We start from the raw sequence: 14,541 nt of genomic DNA on the forward strand, positions 1-14,541 counted from the left end.
CGCACACAGAGGGGTGCCCGCGCAAGGTCGCGCCCGGGGAGAGGAGACAGTGTGAGCACGCTGCTGGAGAGCTATGCCGCGGGACGGTGGTTCCGCGCGGCCGACGAGGGAGAGCCGCTGCTCGACGCGGCCACGGGCGAGGAGGTCGCGCGCATCTCCAGCCGCGGCCTCGACGTCGGCGCGATGGTCGCGTACGCCAGGCGGACCGGCGGTCCCGCCGTGCGCGCGCTCACCTTCCACGAGCGCGCCGCCCTGCTCAAGGCGCTCGCCAAGCACCTGCTGGAGCGCAAGGAGGAGCTGTACGCCCTGTCCGTATGCACCGGCGCCACCCCCCGCGACACCGCCATCGACGTGGACGGCGGCATCGGCACCCTGTTCAGCTACGCGAGCAAGGGCGTGCGCGAGCTGCCCAACGACACGGTCTTCCTGGACGGCGGCCTCGAACGCCTCGGCAAGGGCGGCACGTTCGTCGGCCAGCACCTCTACACCTCGCGGCCGGGCGTGGCCGTGCAGATCAACGCCTTCAACTTCCCCGTCTGGGGCATGCTGGAGAAGCTCGCCCCCGCCTTCCTCGCCGGCCTGCCCTCGATCGTCAAGCCGGCGAGCCAGACCGCGTACCTCACCGAGCTGGCCGTCCGCATGATCATCGAGTCCGGCATCCTCCCGGAGGGCGCGCTGCAACTCCTCGCGGGCAGCGCGGGCGGGCTGCTCGACGAGCTGACCGTGCAGGACTCCGTCGCCTTCACCGGCTCCGCCCACACCGCCGGCATCCTGCGCCGCCACCCCAACGTGCTGGACGGCGGCGTCGTGCTCGGCGTCGAGGCCGACTCGCTCAACTGCTCCGTCCTCGGCCCCGACGTGCGCGCGGACGACCCCGAGTTCGACCTGTTCATCAAGGGCGTCGTCACCGAGATGACGGTCAAGGCCGGGCAGAAGTGCACCGCCATCCGCCGGGTGCTGGTGCCCTCGGCCATGGCCGGGCAGGTCGAGGAGGCGCTGGCCGCCCGCCTGGCCAAGGTGAGCGTCGGCGACCCGCGCAACCCCGACGTGCGCATGGGCGCGCTGGCCGGGCTCGCCCAGCGCGAGGAGGTGCGCAAGGCCGTCGAAGCCCTGCGCGCGAGCGCCGACGTCGTGTACGGCGAGCCGGCGGGCGGCGCCCTGCTCGACGGCGACGCCACGCGCGGCGCGTTCATGACCCCGCTCCTGCTGCGGGCCAGGCCGGGCGCCACCGAGCCGCACGAGGTCGAGCCGTTCGGGCCGGTGAGCACCGTGCTCGCCTACGACGGCCTGGACGAGGCCGTCGCCCTGGCCGCCCGCGGGCGCGGCAGCCTGGTCGCCTCCGTCGCCACCCACGACCCCGACGTCGCGAGGTCCGTGGTGCTCGGGCTCGCGCCCTGGCACGGCCGGGTGCTGGTGCTGGACCGCGACGACGCCAAGGAGTCCACCGGGCACGGCTCGCCGCTGCCCGTCCTCGTCCACGGCGGGCCGGGCCGGGCCGGCGGCGGCGAGGAGCTGGGCGGCATCCGCGGCGTGCTGCACCACATGCAGCGCACCGCCGTCCAGGCCTCGCCCGACCTGCTCACGGCCGTCACAGGACGCTGGACGACCGGCGCCGCCCGCGCCGCGAGCGACGTGCACCCCTTCCGCAAGTCGCTGGCCGAGCTGCGGATCGGCGACACCATCGCCTCCGCGCCGCGCACGGTCACGCTTGAGGACATCGAGCGCTTCGCCGAGTTCACCGGCGACACCTTCTACGCCCACACCGACCCCGAGGCCGCCGCCCGCAACCCGCTGTTCGGCGGCATCGTCGCGCACGGCTACCTGGTCGTCTCGCTGGCCGCCGGGCTCTTCGTCGACCCGGCGCCCGGCCCGGTGCTGGCCAACTTCGGCGTGGACGCGCTGCGCTTCCTCACCCCGGTCAAGGCCGGCGACAGCATAGCGGTGACGCTCACCGTCAAGCAGATCACGCCGCGCGGCAACGCCGACTACGGCGAGGTGCGCTGGGACGCCGTCGTCACCAACCAGGAGGGGCAGCCCGTGGCCACGTACGACGTGCTCACCCTGGTCGCCAAGACCTGGGACGGTGACGCCCGGTGAACGGCTGGTGCCGCAGGACGAGCTGGCAGCGACGCTGGCCGCCGAGGCGCGAGCCCAGGCCCGCCTGGGCCTGACGGCCGACCACGCCGGTGCCGTGGAGGCGTTCCTGTCGAAACGCCGCCCCGCCTTCGACGGCCGCTGAGCCCACCGCCCGAGCCACGGCGTGGGCCGCCGTCTGGGCCACGGCCTGGGGCGCGGCCTGAGTGACGGCCGCTCGCCGGGGCAGCGCTTCGGCAGGCGGCCACCTGGAGACCTTTGGCAAGGAGTGAGGGGCATGGAGAGCCATCCGTCCACGGCGACGAGCGTGCCGGCCGGTGAGGAGTGGCCTGAGCGGGCCGCCGCGGCGCTCGACGACGTGGACCGCGCGATCATCGCCGAGCTGCGGCGCGACGGCCGCATGTCCGTGCGCACCCTCGCCGAGCACGTGCACATCTCCCGGGCCAGCGCGTACGCGCGGCTCACCCGGCTCATGGAGGACGGCGTGATCACCGGCTTCACCGCCGAGATCGCGCCGGCCAAGGCGGGGCTGGGCACCAGCGCGTACGTGTCGATCACCATCGAGCAGAACTCCTGGCGGCAGGTGTCGGCCCGGCTGCGCGAGATCGCCTACGTCGAGCACTTCGCCATGGTCGGCGGCGACTACGACGTGCTGGCGCTGGTCAGGACGCCGGACAACGCGGCGCTGCGGCACGTCGTGCTCGAACGCATCCAGGACATCCCGGGCGTGCGCGCCACCCGGACCTGGCTCGTCTTCGACGAGGCCCGCGGCCAGGGCGCCCACTGGAGCCGGGCCCGTTGATCGCCGGGGCGGCAAAACGTCCGGCTGGTCCCGCTTCCCTTGCTGGTCAAATCGACAAATGGCTGTGAGAAGCATGGTTTGCAGCCATTCGTCGCCTATCGCCGCCGATGTCTTGAACGAATGGCTCGCTACGCGGACGCTTCTCTTGTCCACCGTCCAGAGAAAGCGAGCGTCGCCATGTCTCATCCCCAGGTGGTCGACGGTCTCCTCCCCACGCCCGCCCCCGTGCGTTTCGTCGCCGAGGACGGCACCGCCGTCGATCCCCCCGCCGCGTACCCGATGCCGGCCGGCGAGCAGCTCACGGAGGCCTACCGCCGGATGGTCATCGGCCGCCGCTTCGACCGCCAGGCGACCGCGCTGACCAAGCAGGGCCGCCTCGCCGTCTACCCCTCCAGCCTGGGACAGGAGGCCTGCCAGATCGGCGGGGTGCTCGCGCTGCGCGAGGACGACTGGCTGTTCCCCACCTACCGCGACAGCGTGGCCCTCGTCTCCCGCGGCCTCGACCCCGTCGAGGTGCTCACCCTCCTGCGCGGCGACTGGCACTGCGGCTACGACCCCGCCGCCGTCCGCGTCGCCCCCCAGTGCACGCCGCTCGCCACCCAGACCATCCACGCGGTCGGCATGGCCGAGGCGCTGCGCCGCAAGGGCGAGGACGCGGTGGTGCTGGCCTTCATCGGCGACGGCGGCACCAGCGAGGGCGACTTCCACGAGGCGCTCAACTACGCCGGCGTGCTGCGCTGCCCGGTCGTGTTCCTGGTGCAGAACAACAAGTACGCCATCTCGGTGCCGCTGGCCAGGCAGACCGCCGCGCCGGCGCTGGCGTACAAGGGCGTCGGGTACGGGGTGCCGTCCGAGCAGGTGGACGGCAACGACCTGGTCGCCGTGCTGTCGGTGCTGACCGAGGCCGTCGGGCGGGCCCGCGCGGGCGGTGGGCCCTTCCTGGTCGAGGCGCACACGTACCGGATGGACCCGCACACCAACGCCGACGACCCCACCCGCTACCGCGACGCCGAGGAGGTCGCGCGGTGGGAGTCGGCCGACCCGCTGGCCCGCCTGGAGACCTACCTGCGCGGCCGGGGCCTGCTGGACGACGCCGGCGTCGCAGCCGCCGCGCAGGCCGCCGACGCCTACGCCGCCCGCGTCCGCGACCGCATGAACGCCGACCCGGAGACCGACCCGTTCGAGCTGTTCGACCACGTCTTCGCCGAGCCCACGCCGCAGCTGCGCGAGCAGCGCGAGCTGCTGCGGGCCGAGCTGAGCGCCACGGAGGAGTGACGATGACCGCCATGCCCGTGTCCGCACCCGGACCCGTCGCCGCGTCCAAGCCGACCTCTATGGCACAGGCACTCAACGCCGCCCTGCGCGACGCGCTGCGCGAGGACGAGCGGGTGCTCGTCTTCGGCGAGGACGTCGGGCCGCTCGGCGGGGTGTTCCGCATCACCGACGGGCTGACCAGGGAGTTCGGCGAGGAACGCTGCTTCGACACCCCGCTCGCCGAGTCCGGCATCGTCGGTCTCGCGGTCGGGATGGCGATGGGCGGCTTCCGTCCCGTCGTCGAGATGCAGTTCGACGCGTTCGCCTACCCGGCCTTCGAGCAGATCGCCTCCCACGTCGCCAAGACCCGCAACCGCACCCGCGGCAGGGTGTCGCTGCCGATGGTGATCCGCATCCCGTTCGCGGGCGGCATCGGCGGGGTCGAGCACCACTGCGACTCCAGCGAGGCGTACTACGCCCACACCCCGGGGCTCAAGGTCGTCACGCCCGCCACCGTCGAGGACGCGTACTGGCTGCTCCGCGACGCCATCGACGATCCCGACCCGGTGATCTTCATGGAGCCCAAGAAGCTGTACTGGGCCAAGGACGACTTCTCGCCCGCCGAGCGGCGCGCCCCCGGCTTCGGGCGGGCCGTGGTGCGGCGCGAGGGCAGCGACGCCACGCTCGTCGCGTACGGGCCGGGCGTGCCCGTCGCGCTCCAGGCCGCCGAGACGGCCGCCGCGGAGGGCCGCTCGCTGGAGGTGGTGGACCTGCGGAGCATCGTCCCGTTCGACGACGAGACCGTGGCGTCGTCGGTACGCAGGACGGGGCGGTGCGTGGTGATCCAGGAGGCGCAGGGGTTCGCCGGGGTGGGGGCCGAGATCGCGGCCCGCGTACAGGAGCGGTGCTTCCACTCCCTGGCCGCGCCCGTGCTGCGGGTGACCGGCTTCGACATCCCGTACCCGCCGCCCAAACTGGAGCACACCCATCTGCCCGACGTGGACCGGGTGCTCGACGCGGTGGACCGGCTCCAGTTCGGCGACCGGCCCGACCTGCTGCACCTGAGCCGGGAGGCGTCATGACGGCCACCGGTACGCGGCAGGTGTTCCGCCTGCCCGACCTCGGCGAGGGGCTGACAGAGGCCGAGGTGCTCGACTGGAAGGTCGCCGTCGGCGACACCGTCGCGGTGGACCAGATCGTGGTCGAGGTTGAGACGGCCAAGGCGGCCGTTGAGGTGCCGGTGCCGTACGCGGGGACCGTCCTCGCCCTGCACGCCGCACCCGGCGCCGTCCTGTCGGTGGGCCAGCCCCTCATCGAGATCGGCGGCGCGGCACCGGCCGAGGACCCGGCGGCGTCCCGGTACCGCGAGGAGGAGCGGGCAGGCAGCGGCAACGTCCTCATCGGCTACGGCACCGGCCACCACGGGACCTCCCGCCGCCGTCGCCGCCCCGCCCAGCTCAAGGCGCCGGCCGCGGACGCCCGCCCGCTCAAGGCGCCGGCCGAGGACGTGCGGCCGCTCAAGAGCGCCGCAGGAGAGGCGCGCCCGCTCAAGACGTCCTCGGCGGGCCTGCGTCCGCTGAGGCAGGAGGCGGCGAGCTCCCGGACGCCGGGGCAGGCGCCGCGGGTCATCTCGCCGCTGGTGCGCAGGATCGCCCGCGAGCACGGCATCGACCTCGCCCAGGTCACCCCCACCGGCCCGCGCGAGGTGATCCTGCGCCGCGACGTCGAGCAGGCCATCGAGCGAGCGGGCGCGGCGAGCCCCGCCGTCCCGCGACCGCCGGAGCGCATCCCGCTGCGCGGCGTGCGGCGGGCCGTGGCGGAGAAGATGAGCCGCAGCCGCACCGAGATCCCCGACGCCACGACCTGGGTGGACGTGGACGCCACCGACCTGGTCGCGGCCAGGGACGCGCTCCGCCGCACCCGCCCCCAGCTCGGCATCGGCCTGCTCGCCCTGCTCGCCCGCATCTGCGTGGACGGCCTGCGCCGCTTCCCCGAGCTGAACTCGACGGTGGACGGCGACCGCTCGGAGATCGTCAGGTACGGCCACGTCAACCTCGGCTTCGCCGCCCAGACCGACCGCGGCCTCGTCGTCCCGGTGGTCCGCGACGCCCACCTCATGACCACCGCCCAGCTCGCCGCCGAGCTGACCCGGCTCACCGGCCTGGCCAGAGAGGGCAAGCTGCCTCCGGAGTCGCTGACGGGCGGCACGTTCACGCTCAACAACTACGGCGTCTTCGGCGTGGACGGTTCCACCCCGATCATCAACCACCCGGAGGCGGCGCTGCTGGGCGTCGGCCGGGTGATCGACCGCCCGTGGGTGCACGGGGGCGTCGTCACCGCCCGCAAGATCGCCCAGCTCTCCCTGACGTTCGACCACCGGGTCTGCGACGGGGGAGCGGCGGGCGGCTTCCTGCGGCACGTCGCCGACTGCGTGGAGAACCCGGCCATCCTGCTCGCCGACACCTGACCCCCGCCGGCCCCGGGGGTCAGCGCCGTACGTGCTCGCGGACCGCCAGGCCGGCCGCCAGCACGTACGGGCCGAGCAGCAGGGCGACGCACAGCAGCGCGTACCAGAAAGCGGGGTCGAGCGGCCCGAGCACGAACCGGCCGGCCGCCCACCCCAGCACGCTCACCACCACCGGCAGGACGAAGACCACGAACCAGGCCAGCACCACGGCGAACCCCGCCAGCCACACCCACCGGAACCACCGCCCCACCCTGAGATCGGCGGGCGAGGCCCGGCCCACCTCGGCCGCCTGCGCCCGGGTGAGCCGGCCGAACGCGTGCCGCAGCAGCAACATCTTGATCCGCCACAGCCGGTCTGGACGGCCCGCGCCCGCGACCAGGTGGCCCGCTCCCGCGCCGCTCGGCCGGGATTAGCCGGGCGGCTCGCTCAGGGCCAGGTCGAGGGCGGTCTCCACGTGGATGCGGGTGGAGTCGAACACCGGGACGGGGCTGTCGTCCTGGCCCACCAGCAGGGTGATCTCGGTGCAGCCGAGGATGACGCCCTCCGCGCCGCGCCCGGCGAGGCCCGCGATGATCTCCCGGTACGCCTCCCGTGAGGCGGGCTCCACCCGGCCCAGGGTCAGCTCCTGGTAGATGACGTCGTGGACGAGGGTGCGGGCGGGCTCGTCCGGCACCAGGACGTCGATGCCCTGATCGCGCATCCGCGCGCGGTAGAAGTCCATCTCCATGGTGAAGCGGGTGCCGAGCAGGCCGACCCTGGTGAGACCGGCCGCTGCGACGCGGCGGGCGGTGGCGTCCACGAGGTGCAGGAACGGTACGCCGACAGCGCCTTCGACGGCGTCCGCCACCTGGTGCATGGTGTTGGTGCACAGCAGCACCAGGTCGGCGCCCGCCGACTCCAGGCTCTTGGCCGCGCCCGCCAGCCGCTCGCCCGCGCGGTCCCACGCGCCCTCGCGCTGCATCGCCTCGATCTCGGCGAAGTCGACGGTCAGCATCACGCTCTTCGCGCAGTGGTGACCGCCGAGGCGGCGGCGGGTCTCCTCGTTCAGGATCTTGTAGTACTCGGCGGAGGACTCCCAGCTCATGCCGCCGATCAGGCCGATGGTTCGCATCACGCGTCCCACCTTGCCGCGTGCTCCTGCTCTTAGGAAGGCTTGAACTTCTTGGCGCTGACCCAAGTAATACTTAAGGCATGGACGCGAACCGGTTGCTCATCTTCCGGGAGATCGCCCGTACCGGGTCGATCGCGGGCGCCGCCAGGGCGCTCGGGTGGACGCAGCCGGCCGTCAGCCAGCACCTGCGCCACCTCGAACGACAGGCGGGGGCGCCGCTCGTGCTGCGCCGCCCGCGCGGCGTGCAGCTCACCGAGGCGGGCAGGGCGCTGCTGCGCCACGCCGACGCGATCGCCGCCCGGCTGCAGGCGGCCGAGGAGGACCTCGACGCGCTGGGCCAGCGGCGGGCCGGCACGGTGCGGCTGGCGGTGTTCCCTTCCGCGGGGGCGACGATCGTGCCCGACGCCATCAGCCTGCTCGGCCGCCGCCACGCCGGCATCGACGTACGGCTGCGCGAGGCCGAGCCACCCCAGGCGCTCGCCCTCCTGGGAGCCGGCGAGGTGGACGTCGCCGTCACCTTCACCCACACCGCCGAGCCGATCGCAGGGGAGCAGGGTGCGGGGCCCGGGTTGGTGCGGGTGGTGGTCGGGGGTGATCCCGTGCGGCTCGTGCTGCCTGACGATCATCCCCATGCGGGCCCGCCCGGGGAAATGGTCGACCTGAAAGTGCTGGCAGGGGAGAAGTGGATCGCCGGGTGCGAGCGGTGCGCCGCGAACCTGCGCGAGGCGTGCGGCGCGGCCGGGTTCGCGCCGGACGTGCGGCACGGCACCGACGACTACGTGGCGGCCCAGGCGCTGATCGCCCGCGGCCTGGCCGTCGGGCTGCTGCCCCAGCTCGCCCTGGACGCCGCGCTCCACCCCGGCGTCGCCGTACGCCCGGCGCTCCAGCTCCGCCCGCGCACCCTGCACCTGACCTACCACCGGGAGGCCGGCCAGATCCCGGCGGTCGCCGGCGCCCTGCGGGCCCTGCTCGACACCACGGCCGACCGGCGAACCGCCTGACTGCAGCCGCCTGACTGCAGCCGCCTGATCTCAGCCGCCTGACCTCAGCTGCCGGCCTCGCCCAGCGAGTCCTCGGGCAGCGCGGGATCACCGCTGTCGTTCAGCGGATCGTCCCCCTGGTCGGTCGGCGTGTCGTCGGGCTGACCCGGACAGGCCGGGTCGTCCGCGCAGGCCGGGTCGGTGGGGGAGTCGTCGATGCCGTCGTCCGCGTCGTCCTGGACCCCGTCGTCCACGGAGTCGTCCACGGAGTCGTTCACGCCGTCGTTAACGCCGTCGTCAGGACCGTCCTTGGGCTCGTCCGACGGGTCCTTCGTCGGCTTGGGGTCGGGCGCGGTCACCAGGTCGTGCTCCTGCCCGGAGAAGGAGGGCGGCGGGAACTGCTCGACCGGCTTGCCGGTCATCGCCACCGCCATGAAGTCCCGCCAGACCCTGGTGGGCGTGCCGGCCCCCTCGATGCTGCCCAGCGAGACCTCGCGCTGCAGCACGTACCCGTTGGGATCCCGCAGGACCTTCCCGGTCTTCGGGTTCGTCTGCGGCACCTCCTTGTACATCCCGACCGCCGTGGACAGTTGCGGGGTGTAGCCGACGAACCACGCCTCCTTGTTCTCGTTGTTGGTGCCGGTCTTGCCGGCGATCGGCCGGCCGCCGGGCAGCGCGGTGCCCCTGGCCGTGCCCGACCTGACGACCTGCTGCATCGCGTACGTCGCGTCGGCCGCGCTCTCCGGGCTGATGACCGGCTTGGGCGGGTCGATCTCCTTCATCACGGTCTTCCCGTCGGCCGTCTTGACCGCGACGACCACGTGCGCGTCGTGGTGCACGCCGCCGTTGGCGAAGATGCCGTACCCCGTCGCCTGCTGTACGGGGGTGACCAGGCCCGCGCCGATGGACATGCCGTACGCGTGGGTCTTGATCGCCTCTTCGAGGTTCTTCTCGCTGATTCCGGCGTCCTCGGCGATCTTCGCGACCTGCTCGAGCCCCACCTCCTGCGCCATGGTGGCGAACGCGGTGTTCACCGACTGTGCGGTGGCCTGGTCGATGGTCACGGCCGCGCCGAGGTCGTGGGAGTTGCGGATCGGCTTGGTGCCGGGCAGCGAGACGGGGCCCTTGCCGGAGACGCGGCTCCTGAGGCTGTAGCCCCGCTCCAGCCAGGCGGCCAGCACGTACGGCTTGAACGCCGACGCCGCCTGCTTGTAGGCGTCGAAGGCGTTGTTGGTGAAGCTCTTGAGGTAGTCGTGGCCGCTGTAGAAGGCGATCACCCGGCCGTTGCGCGGATCGACGGCGGCCATGTTCGCGCGGATGTGCTTGTCACCGAGCGCGCGCAGGTTGCTCTCCACCGCCTTCTTCGCGGCCAGCATGAGCTTCCTGTCGAACGTCGTCGTCACCCGGTAGCCGCTGATGCTCAGCGCCTTCTTGTCGATGCCCCGCGAGGCCAGCTCCCGCTGGACGATGTCGACCATGTAGCCCTTGATGCCCTTGAAGGTCTCCACCTTCTGCTGCCGGGCCAGCTTGGGGAACTTCGCCGTCCTGGGCAGGTCGCCGTACCGCGCGGGGTCGACCTCCGCCATGCCGCCGATGGTGTACGTGAACCGCTCCCGCGTCAGCGCCCAGTTCTTCTCCTGCTCGGCCTTGTCGAAGCGGTCCGGCTGCTGGGTGCGCCCGGCCAGGTAGGCGGCCTCGGCGGGGGTCAGCTCGTCGACGTCCTTGTCGAAGAACGCCTGGGCGGCGGCCTGGATGCCGTTCGCGCCCCGCCCGATGTAGATGGTGTTGAGGTAGTTGGCGAGGATCTCGTCCTTCGACATCTCCTGGTTGGCGCGGATCGAGACGAAGATCTCCTTGACCTTCCGCTGCACGGTCCGCTCCTGGCTGAGGCCGTCGTAGTAGCCGCGCGCCATCTCCTGCGTGATCGTCGAGCCGCCCTGCACCTGCTGGCCGGTGAGCGTGCTGTACGCCGCGCGCATGATGCCCGAGATCGAGAAGCCGGGGTCGGTGCGGAACGACCGGTTCTCGGCGGCGATGAAGGCGTCCTGGACGTGCCGGGGGATCTTCGAGATGGGGACGATCTCGCGCTTGGTGCCGAGCCTGGCCAGCTCGGTCTTGCCGTCCCGGTAGTAGAGGATGCTGCCCTGCTCGGTGGCGTGATCCTGCGTGTCGGTCGGCAGCGGCGTGTTCGCGTACGCCACCATGATCATCCCGAACAGGCCGGTCACCAGGACCATGACGCCGAGCACCACGGCCTTCCATCCGGGCACGAACCGCCGCCACCCGCTCCGCCGCCCCCCGCCACCGTCACCGGCACCGCCACCGGCACCGTCGCCGCCACCCTGCCGCGGCTCCTCGCCGGCCGCGTCCGCCCGGCTCGGGGTGTTCGCACCGGACACGGACGTAGGAGGGGCGGACGGGCGGCGACTGGACGGGCGCCGCCGCCTGCTCTGACGCGCCGCGGGCCGGGGCCGCTCCTGGGCGTCGTCCGGCCGTCCGGACGGCTCCGGTTCGTAGCTGTCGTAACTCACAGGTCCCTATTCACTCATCCAGCGACAAGATCCGCAGGAGAAATGCGACATTTTGCCTAACCCCTAACGGTTAGCCAAGGAATAGCGGTCACCCCTCCAGGTGTCAACTCACCCGAACGGAGGATGCCGGGTGACGTGACGGGCGATGCCGCCGCGAGCGGGGCGGCGGGAGCCTTGAGGCATGGAAGCCATCGAGGTCAAGGACCTGCGCAAGGTGTACGGGAGCACCCCGGCCGTGGACGGCGTGACGTTCACGGTGCACGCCGGTGAGATCTTCGGGATCGCCGGCCACAACGGGGCGGGCAAGACGACCACCGTCGAATGCCTCATCGGCCTGCGGAGGCCCGACGGTGGCAGCGTGCGGGTGCTGGGGGAGGACCCGTCGCGCCGCCGCCGCGCCGTGGCGCAGCGGATCGGCGTGCAGCTTCAGGAGGGCGCGCTGCCGGAGCGGATGAAGGTCGCCGAGGCGCTGCGGGCGTACGCCGCCTTCTACCGCGCCCCCGCCGACTGGCGGCAGGTGATGGAGCGCTGGGGGCTGGGCCCGCTGGCGCGCCAGGCGTACGGCGACCTGTCGGGCGGCCGGAAGCAGCGGCTCATGCTGGCCCTCGCCCTGGTCGGCGACCCCGAGGTGGTGGTGCTCGACGAGCTGACGACCGGCCTCGACCCGGTGGCCAGGCGGGAGACCTGGCGGCTGGTGAACGACCTGCGGGCGTCCGGCACCACGGTGGTGCTGGTCAGCCACTACTTCGACGAGGCCGAGGCGCTGTGCGACCGCCTCGCGATCCTCGCGCGCGGCCGCGTCCAGGCGTCCGGCACCCCTGAGGAGATCATGGCGGCCACCGGCACGGGGTCGCTGGAAGAGGCGTACTTCGCGCTGGAAGGAGCGGACCGATGAGAGCGTTCGGCGCACTGGTCACGACGGAGCTGCGGCTGCTGCTGCGCGACCCCGCCTCGGTGTTCTTCATGATGGCCTTCCCGCTGATGCTGCTGGTGCTCAAGCGCGGCGACAGCGGTGCGGTGCCCGGCTACGTCGCGATGATCGCGGCCATCGGCGGCATGGGGGCGCTGCCGGGGGTGGTGGCCTCCTACCGGGAGCGCAAGGTGCTCAAGCGGCTGGCCACCACGCCGGTCTCGCCGCTGCTGCTGCTCGGAGCGCAGCTCGTGGCCCAGGTGACGGCCGCGCTCGCCGGGTCGGCGCTGCTCATCGTCACCGCGATCACCGCGTTCGGGGCGGCGGCGCCGCGCAGCGTGCCGCTGCTGGCGCTGGCGTTCGTGCTCTGCTCGGTGACGGTGTGCGCGCTCGGCTTCGTGATCGCCGCCGTCGTCGGCAACGCCAGGGGCGCGAACCTGGTCGGCATGCTGGTGATGTTCCCGATGATCTTCCTGGCGGGCGCGGCGGTGCCGCGCAGGGCGCTGCCCGGCTCGCTGCGGCAGATCGGCGACCTCCTGCCGCTGACCCCCGGCGTGGACGCGCTCACCAGCGCCTGGTCCGGCACCGCCGCGCTCTTCCCGATGATGATCCTGGCCGGGATAATCGTCGCGGGCACGGCTGCGGCCGCGGCGCTGTTCCGATGGGAGTGACGAGGTGAACGTCTGGGAGGCGCGCTGGCTGCGCGCCTTCCACGCGCTGTTCTACGCCTGCCTGTCGCTCGGCCTGGTGCTGTCGTTAGGGGCCGGCTCCGCCCCGGGCCCGCTGCCGCCGGCGCTGCTCGCCGCGCTGGCCGGCTGGCACTGGTTCTTCGTCGGGCGCAGGCCCGAGCGGCTGGGCCGGCTCAACCCCATGGCGCTGCACGTCGCGGTGCTCTGCGGGCTGTACGTCGCGCTGGTGACGGCCGACCGCTCGTTCGACGTGGTGATCTTCGGGCTGATGCCGCAGCCGTACCTGATGCTGCCCTCGCCCTGGTCCTACGCGGGGGCGGTGGCGACCATCCTGTGCACGTTCGCCGCCAGGGGCTACCTCGACGACCCCGGCGCCCTGTGGCAGCTCGCCGGCAGCTCGGGCCTGGTGGTGGCGATCGGGCTGTTCGTCGCGTACGTCTCCCGTCAGAGCGCCCAGAACCGCACGGTCGGCGTCCTGGAGGAGCGGGCCAGGCTGGCCAGGGAGATTCACGACACCATCGCCCAGGGCCTGAGCGGCATCATCACCCAGCTGGAGGCCGCCGAGCAGGCCATCGAGGACACGCCCGACCTGCCGGCCGTACGCCGCAGGATCGCCCTCGCCAAGGACCTCGCGCGGGACAACCTGCGCGAGGCCCGCCGCTCGGTCGACGCGCTGCGCCCAGGCCCGCTCCAGGACGCCTCGCTGGAGGCGGCGCTGGCGGAGGTCGCCGCGCGGTGGTCGCACGCCCACGGCACGACCGCCGGCGTGGCCGTCGAGGGCACGCCCAGGCCGCTGCCGCCCGAGGTGACCGCCACCGTGCTGCGCACCGCGCAGGAAGGGCTGGCCAACGCCGCCAAGCACGCCCGCGCCGGCCGCGTGGCGATCACGCTGACCTACATGGACGACGAGGTGACGCTGGACGTGTACGACGACGGCGCCGGCTTCGACCCCGGAGCAGGCACGCGGGGCTACGGCCTGGCCGCCATGCGCGAGCGGGCCGACGGCGTGGGCGGCACGCTGACGGTCGAGTCGGCCCCGGGAGAAGGGACGGCCCTGTGCCTGCGCATCCCCTCAAACTGATGATCGTGGACGACCACCCGGTGGTCCGCGACGGCCTGCGCGGCATGTTCGACGGCATCGGCGACATCGACGTGGTGGCCGAGGCGGGTGACGGGTTCGAGGCGCTCGCCATGGCCAGGCGGGCCCGGCCGGACATCGTGCTGATGGACCTGCGCATGCCCGGCCTCGACGGCCTCGGCGCGATCCAGCGGCTGCGCGCCGACCATCCGGAGATCAAGGTGATCGTGCTGACCACGTACGACACCGACGCCGACGTGGCACGGGCCATGGCCGCGGGCGTGGCCGGCTACCTGCTGAAGGACACGCCCAGGGACGAGCTGCACCGCGCCGTGCGGGCCGCGGCGGCGGGCGGCGCCGTGCTCGCCCCCTCGGTCGCCTCCGCCCTCATCGGCCGCCCGCCCGCGCAGGACCCGAGCCCGCGCGAGCTGGAGGTGCTGCGCCTGGTCGCGCGGGGCGCGGCCAACAAGGAGATCGCGCGGACCCTGCTGATCAGCGAGACGACCGTGAAGACGCACCTCAAGCACGTCTTCGCCAAGCTCGGCGTGGACACCAGGGCCGCCGCCGTGGTCGTGGCCCTGGAACGCGGCCTGATCGGGCCCCCGCGCTAGCGTGGAGGTGTGCT

At 73.1% G+C, this 14,541-nt stretch carries 14 protein-coding genes; 11 read left to right on the plus strand and 3 right to left on the minus strand.

Annotation, left to right across the window (positions count from 1 at the left end):
* The first annotated feature begins 51 nt into the window (after positions 1-51).
* The 6 genes from paaZ to ABZW11_RS29335 all read left to right on the plus strand — a co-directional run bounded on the left by paaZ (position 52) and on the right by ABZW11_RS29335 (position 6,617).
* Positions 52-2,097: a phenylacetic acid degradation bifunctional protein PaaZ gene (gene paaZ, locus ABZW11_RS29310; RefSeq protein ID WP_355423735.1), complete on the plus strand. Its 2,046-nt coding sequence runs from the start codon at positions 52-54 to the stop codon at positions 2,095-2,097.
* Positions 2,084-2,239, plus strand: coding sequence for a hypothetical protein (locus tag ABZW11_RS29315; RefSeq protein WP_355423737.1), 156 nt, complete (start codon positions 2,084-2,086; stop codon positions 2,237-2,239). The genes paaZ and ABZW11_RS29315 overlap by 14 nt, the downstream gene beginning before the upstream one ends.
* 132 nt (positions 2,240-2,371) lie before the next feature.
* On the plus strand, positions 2,372-2,896 hold the full coding sequence (locus ABZW11_RS29320; protein ID WP_355423740.1) for an Lrp/AsnC family transcriptional regulator: 525 nt from the start codon (positions 2,372-2,374) through the stop codon (positions 2,894-2,896).
* Between the two features lie 177 nt (positions 2,897-3,073).
* A complete protein-coding gene (pdhA, locus tag ABZW11_RS29325; RefSeq protein WP_355423743.1) occupies positions 3,074-4,171 on the plus strand; it encodes a pyruvate dehydrogenase (acetyl-transferring) E1 component subunit alpha in 1,098 nt (365 codons plus the stop codon).
* A gap of 11 nt (positions 4,172-4,182) precedes the next feature.
* Positions 4,183-5,232 (plus strand): alpha-ketoacid dehydrogenase subunit beta, encoded by a 1,050-nt coding sequence (locus ABZW11_RS29330; RefSeq protein ID WP_355423813.1) that lies wholly within the window; start codon positions 4,183-4,185, stop codon positions 5,230-5,232.
* A complete protein-coding gene (locus tag ABZW11_RS29335) occupies positions 5,229-6,617 on the plus strand; it encodes a dihydrolipoamide acetyltransferase family protein (protein WP_355423746.1) in 1,389 nt (462 codons plus the stop codon). The genes ABZW11_RS29330 and ABZW11_RS29335 overlap by 4 nt, the downstream gene beginning before the upstream one ends.
* 19 nt (positions 6,618-6,636) lie before the next feature.
* On the opposite strand, the gene ABZW11_RS29340 is transcribed toward ABZW11_RS29335, so the two are convergent.
* Both ABZW11_RS29340 and ABZW11_RS29345 read right to left on the minus strand, forming a co-directional pair.
* Positions 6,637-6,951: a hypothetical protein gene (locus ABZW11_RS29340; protein WP_355423749.1), complete on the minus strand. Its 315-nt coding sequence runs from the start codon at positions 6,949-6,951 to the stop codon at positions 6,637-6,639.
* Positions 6,952-7,026: 75 nt separating this feature from the next.
* Positions 7,027-7,728 (minus strand): aspartate/glutamate racemase family protein, encoded by a 702-nt coding sequence (locus ABZW11_RS29345; RefSeq protein ID WP_355423816.1) that lies wholly within the window; start codon positions 7,726-7,728, stop codon positions 7,027-7,029.
* A gap of 80 nt (positions 7,729-7,808) precedes the next feature.
* Here ABZW11_RS29345 and ABZW11_RS29350 point away from each other — a divergent pair, with 80 nt between their 5' ends.
* Positions 7,809-8,729, plus strand: a complete 921-nt coding sequence (locus ABZW11_RS29350; RefSeq protein WP_355423752.1) for a LysR substrate-binding domain-containing protein — start codon at positions 7,809-7,811, stop codon at positions 8,727-8,729.
* 44 nt (positions 8,730-8,773) lie between these two features.
* On the opposite strand, the gene ABZW11_RS29355 is transcribed toward ABZW11_RS29350, so the two are convergent.
* Complete coding sequence (locus ABZW11_RS29355) at positions 8,774-11,107, minus strand: transglycosylase domain-containing protein (protein ID WP_355423755.1); 2,334 nt, start codon at positions 11,105-11,107, stop codon at positions 8,774-8,776.
* A gap of 313 nt (positions 11,108-11,420) precedes the next feature.
* Between ABZW11_RS29355 and ABZW11_RS29360 the strand changes: the two genes are divergently transcribed.
* Genes ABZW11_RS29360 through ABZW11_RS29375 form a run of 4 tightly spaced genes read left to right on the plus strand, consistent with a single transcriptional unit; the run spans position 11,421 to position 14,527 of the window.
* Positions 11,421-12,134, plus strand: a complete 714-nt coding sequence (locus ABZW11_RS29360) for an ABC transporter ATP-binding protein (protein WP_355423758.1) — start codon at positions 11,421-11,423, stop codon at positions 12,132-12,134.
* On the plus strand, positions 12,131-12,820 hold the full coding sequence (locus ABZW11_RS29365; RefSeq protein ID WP_355423761.1) for an ABC transporter permease: 690 nt from the start codon (positions 12,131-12,133) through the stop codon (positions 12,818-12,820). The genes ABZW11_RS29360 and ABZW11_RS29365 overlap by 4 nt, the downstream gene beginning before the upstream one ends.
* Before the next feature lie 4 nt (positions 12,821-12,824).
* On the plus strand, positions 12,825-13,919 hold the full coding sequence (locus tag ABZW11_RS29370; RefSeq protein WP_355423764.1) for a sensor histidine kinase: 1,095 nt from the start codon (positions 12,825-12,827) through the stop codon (positions 13,917-13,919).
* Complete coding sequence (locus tag ABZW11_RS29375; RefSeq protein WP_355423819.1) at positions 13,919-14,527, plus strand: response regulator transcription factor; 609 nt, start codon at positions 13,919-13,921, stop codon at positions 14,525-14,527. Before ABZW11_RS29370 ends, ABZW11_RS29375 begins: the two co-directional genes overlap by 1 nt.
* Positions 14,528-14,541 lie beyond the last annotated feature (14 nt).

This window comes from Nonomuraea sp. NPDC004580 (genome assembly GCF_040609855.1).
In the GTDB taxonomy this organism is placed as follows: domain Bacteria; phylum Actinomycetota; class Actinomycetes; order Streptosporangiales; family Streptosporangiaceae; genus Nonomuraea; species Nonomuraea salmonea.